Origin of the sequence: Mesorhizobium sp. B2-7-1 (genome assembly GCF_006440735.1) — a bacterium.
Lineage (GTDB): Bacteria > Pseudomonadota > Alphaproteobacteria > Rhizobiales > Rhizobiaceae > Mesorhizobium.
The window spans coordinates 1-5000 of sequence record NZ_VFUA01000036.1; the positions used below are offsets into that span (position 1 = coordinate 1).

At 55.1% G+C, this 5000-nt stretch carries 2 protein-coding genes, 1 tRNA gene and 2 rRNA genes; all 5 read right to left on the reverse strand.

Features of this window, described 5'->3' with window-relative positions:
- Nucleotides 1–426: 426 nt before the first annotated feature.
- The 5 genes from FJ471_RS35665 to FJ471_RS15625 all read right to left on the reverse strand — a co-directional run bounded on the left by FJ471_RS35665 (nt 427) and on the right by FJ471_RS15625 (nt 4957).
- Nucleotides 427–618, reverse strand: coding sequence for a type II toxin-antitoxin system RelE/ParE family toxin (locus FJ471_RS35665; protein ID WP_348643344.1), 192 nt, complete (start codon nt 616–618; stop codon nt 427–429).
- 2 nt (nt 619–620) lie between these two features.
- Nucleotides 621–887, reverse strand: a complete 267-nt coding sequence (locus FJ471_RS15610; RefSeq protein ID WP_140804474.1) for a type II toxin-antitoxin system ParD family antitoxin — start codon at nt 885–887, stop codon at nt 621–623.
- A gap of 581 nt (nt 888–1468) precedes the next feature.
- Nucleotides 1469–1545: transfer RNA gene (locus FJ471_RS15615), tRNA-Met, on the reverse strand.
- 181 nt (nt 1546–1726) lie between these two features.
- Nucleotides 1727–1841 (reverse strand): 5S ribosomal RNA (rrf, locus tag FJ471_RS15620).
- A gap of 265 nt (nt 1842–2106) precedes the next feature.
- Nucleotides 2107–4957: ribosomal RNA gene (locus FJ471_RS15625) — 23S ribosomal RNA — on the reverse strand.
- Nucleotides 4958–5000 lie beyond the last annotated feature (43 nt).

Sequence of the window (5000 nt, forward strand, 5' to 3'; positions counted from 1 at the left end):
TGCAGAGGGCAAACCTAGAAGCGAACTTCTCTGCCGCCAGCGGCGCACCGCCCTCGTTCGTGGGCCGTATATAGTCGCCACCCGATCGAACTGTCAACAGCCAAGATCGCTCTTTTTTCGATTTCTCGTGGAGATATCCACGGAGGGAAAAATTGTAAGCTGGCTTCGTTGAATTCTGGCCGGCAACCCGTCGCCAGCCATTCCGGCAACACTCGTCACAAGCCACTCTGCCAGGCGGATGCGCTCAACTCGAAATCGCCGGCAGCATTTAGCCGATTGTCGACAGCCACGCCCCTACGATTTGCGCTTCAGAGCCGTTCTTCGAGTAATTCAGGCGTGATGTTCCGGCCAGCGTAGAAGATGCCCAGGATCATCACAGCTCGCCATCGACAGCGAAAACGATGCTGACCGCGCGGCGATAGCCGATTATCCGCAGCCCGGCATGATCTCCGCCCTCTCGGTGCCGCGCTGTGGAAATGTCGACAAGCCCAGGCAATGATCGCGGATGCCCACGACAAAATTCCACGCAACCGCGGGTGACGCACGCTCGGCTATGTCATCATAGAGCTGTTCGAGTTCGGCTTCCGCTTTCGCGTGGAAGACAATCCGGTATTCCATCCCTACTTGGCTTTCGCCTGCCGGGTGCGGTGACGAGCCTCCAGCCGGGAAAACACCGTTTCGGCTGGAATTCCCTTTGCCGGATCCTGCTGGATCTCGGCCATGCGCGACGGGATTTCCTCGCGCAGCCACTTCTCTCGCTCCGCCTCAAAATCCTCGAGCATGCGCAGGCCGGCACGGACGACTTCGCTGGCATTGTTGTAGCGGCCCGATTCGAGCTGCTTCCTGATGAAGCGCTCATAATGGTCGTTCAAAGCAAAGTCGGGCATGGGAGACCTCCTCGGGAGCCGAATAGATAGCAACAATTAGCAATTTGGTTGATTCGATCCCAATTCACCTCGCTGCGATTCGGTGAAATATCCATTCGCATCCGAATCGGCGGCGATCAAAATGCCGGGTCGAGACGCCGACGCCCGATCGAGGATCGCAGGGCGGCCGATTTCACGATCTCTGCTCCTCCATTTGCGAGGCGCCTGAGACACAAAAGCCGGCTGAGTTTAAACTCAACCGGCTAATATTATTTCGCACCTAGTGGGGTGCTGATCTCTAATGCGTCTCTCTCACCTCTACGTCCTCATCAGCCGCAGATCAAAGCGAGCACAAGGCGGCAATGTGGAGGGATGATTCGGTCTTGGCGAGATCCTGTGGCCCTTGCACGTGGTCTGCGATCTTCCGAAGCAAAAAACGCCCGCGCTCACGGTGTTGTTTGTGAATGGTTTTGGGGGGAGGATTTGGCTTGTTTTTCGGGGGCGTGGGCTTCGCCTGGCTGCGGGCGGCTGATGGCAGCTCCAATTGGCTGACCCCTGGAGCCAGATACGAAGACGCCCGCGCGAGGCGGGCGTTTTTTGTTTGGTTGCGGGGACAGGATTTGAACCTGTGACCTTCAGGTTATGAGCCTGACGAGCTACCGGGCTGCTCCACCCCGCGTCACCTTTGGACGTAAGCCGCGCCTGAAGACAGGATGGCCTACAAGTAGGTAGGTGGCTCACCAAATGAAAGGGCCGCTTGCGCGGCCCGGGATCCCGTTTGGCGGGCCTTTATCGTAGAGAGAAGATTTGTCTCGATCCGGGTTTTTGACCCGGCTTTGAGCTGAACGTGCGTTTGGCAGACCTGGCAGCGACCTACTCTCCCGCGTCTTGAGACGAAGTACCATCAGCGCTGGAGCGTTTCACGGCCGAGTTCGGAATGGGATCGGGTGCAGCCGCTCCGCCATAACCACCAGGTCGGCAAAACGCACGTTCAAATCGAGAAGCTTTTTGAGCGAATAGCGATGAGCGAGCAGCCAATAGGGGGTACCTAGTTTCTGCTTTCTCGGAGCTGTTCGCTGGTCTTTGTTGTGCCTTGGATGTTCATTTTGGCCTGGCGCCTTTCGAAGCGAAGCTTCGCAAGGTCGACCGACCGTCGGCGCCGATGCGCCGCACCCACGTAGCGCCGCCCGAGAGGGCGCAACAAGCGTGAGTGAGAACAAGATGGATATAAGGAATGAGAACGATCAAGCCTATCGAACTATTAGTACCGGTAAGCTTCAAGCGTTGCCGCTCTTCCACACCCGGCCTATCAACGTGGTCGTCTTCCACGGTTCTCAGGGAATACTCGTTTCAAGGTGGGTTTCCCGCTTAGATGCCTTCAGCGGTTATCCCGTCCGGATATAGCTACCCTGCGATGCGGCTGGCGCCACAACAGGTCCACCAGAGATCCGTCCATCCCGGTCCTCTCGTACTAGGGACAGATCCTTTCAATATTCCTACACCCACGGCAGATAGGGACCGAACTGTCTCACGACGTTCTGAACCCAACTCACGTACCGCTTTAAATGGCGAACAGCCATACCCTTGGGACCTGCTCCAGCCCCAGGATGCGATGAGTCGACATCGAGGTGCCAAACAACCCCGTCGATATGGACTCTTGGGGGTCATCAGCCTGTTATCCCCGGCGTACCTTTTATCCGTTGAGCGATGGCCCTTCCACGCGGGACCACCGGATCACTATGACCGACTTTCGTCTCTGCTCGACTTGTCAGTCTCGCAGTCAGGCAGGCTTATGCCATTGCACTCAGCGAACGATTTCCGACCGTTCTGAGCCCACCATCGCGCGCCTCCGTTACTCTTTAGGAGGCGACCGCCCCAGTCAAACTACCCACCATACATTGTCCCGGACCCGGATAACGGGCCGCGGTTAGACATCCATAGTAATAAGGGTGGTATTTCAAGGGTGGCTCCACCTGAGCTGGCGCCCAGGTTTCAAAGCCTACCACCTATCCTACACATGCCACTACGAATGCCAATGTAAAGCTATAGTAAAGGTGCACGGGGTCTTTCCGTCTAACCGCAGGAACCCCGCATCTTCACGGGGAATTCAATTTCACTGAGTCTATGCTGGAGACAGCGGGGAAGTCGTTACGCCATTCGTGCAGGTCGGAACTTACCCGACAAGGAATTTCGCTACCTTAGGACCGTTATAGTTACGGCCGCCGTTTACTGGGGCTTCGATTCAGAGCTTGCACCCCTCCTCTTAACCTTCCAGCACCGGGCAGGCGTCAGACCCTATACGTCGCCTTGCGGCTTCGCAGAGCCCTGTGTTTTTGATAAACAGTCGCTACCCCCTGGTCTGTGCCACCCTCCTTAGCTTGCGCTAAAAAGGGTCACGCTTCTTCCGAAGTTACGCGTGCAATTTGCCGAGTTCCTTCAGCATAGTTCTCTCAAGCGCCTTGGTATACTCTACCTGACCACCAGTGTCGGTTTCGGGTACGGTCTATAAGGAGGAGCTATTTCCTGGAACCACTCCGCTGCCCGTTCAATCCGATAAGATTGGACAACTTGTGTGATCCGTCACTACCTCCAGGCCCACGAATATTAACGTGGTTCCCATCGACTACGCGTTTCCGCCTCGTCTTAGGGGCCGGCTAACCCTGCTCAGATTAACTTTAAGCAGGAACCCTTGGTCTTTCGGCGGGGGAGTCTCTCACTCCCCTTACGTTACTCATGTCAGCATTCGCACTTCTGATACCTCCACCGCCCCTCACGGGTACGGCTTCATCAGCTTACAGAACGCTCCGCTACCGCTCGTGATTGCTCACGAACCCTAAGCTTCGGTGTATGGCTTTAGCCCCGTTACATTTTCGGCGCAAAGACCCTTATTTAGACCAGTGAGCTGTTACGCTTTCTTTAAATGATGGCTGCTTCTAAGCCAACATCCTGGTTGTTTTGGGATCCTCACATCCTTTCCCACTTAGCCATAACTTGGGGACCTTAGCTGTAGGTCAGGGTTGTTTCCCTTTTCACGACGGACGTTAGCACCCGCCGTGTGTCTGCCGACTAGTACTCCCAGGTATTCGGAGTTTGGTTAGGTTTGGTAATCCGGTGAGGACCCCTAGCCCATCCAGTGCTCTACCCCCTGGGGTATTCGGTCGACGCTCTACCTAAATAGATTTCGCGGAGAACCAGCTATTTCCGAGTTTGATTGGCCTTTCACCCCTAGCCACAAGTCATCCCGAACTATTGCAACAGTTATGGGTTCGGTCCTCCAGTAAGTGTTACCTTACCTTCAACCTGCTCATGGCTAGATCACTCGGTTTCGGGTCTAATGCGACGAACTGAACGCCCTGTTCAGACTCGCTTTCGCTGCGCCTACACCTATCGGTTTAAGCTTGCTCGTCACACTAAGTCGCTGACCCATTATACAAAAGGTACGTGGTCACCCTTGCGGGCTCCCACTGTTTGTAGGCAATCGGTTTCAGGTACTCTTTCACTCCCCTTGTCGGGGTGCTTTTCACCTTTCCCTCACGGTACTAGTTCGCTATCGGTCATGCACGAGTACTTAGGCTTGGAAGGTGGTCCTCCCAATTTCAGACAGGATTTCACGTGTCCCGCCTTACTCGAGGACGATTGATCGCATTACGCGTACGGGGCTGTCACCCGCTATGGCCCTACTTTCCAGAAGGTTCCGCTTGTCTCTCAATCGCCACTGGCCTGGTCCGGGTTCGCTCGCCACTACTTCCGGAGTCTCGGTTGATGTCCTTTCCTACGGGTACTTAGATGTTTCAGTTCCCCGCGTTCGCCACTTTATCCCTATGTATTCAGGATAAGTTACCTATTAGCGATACTTGGAAACCACAGATGCAACAGCGCGATCTCAAAGAGATCGTCGCTTCACGCTCAATCCTTTTGGGATTTCACGTCGTGCAGCTCTGATTTTCCAAGTACCTTAGGTGGGTTTCCCCATTCGGAAATCTACGGATCAAAGGGTATTCGCACCTCCCCGTAGCTTATCGCAGCGTATCACGTCCTTCATCGCCTGTGCATGCCAAGGCATCCACCAATTGCCCTTAAGACACTTGATCGTTCTCATTGCCAATACCCATCGCGCGATCTCGAAGAGATCGT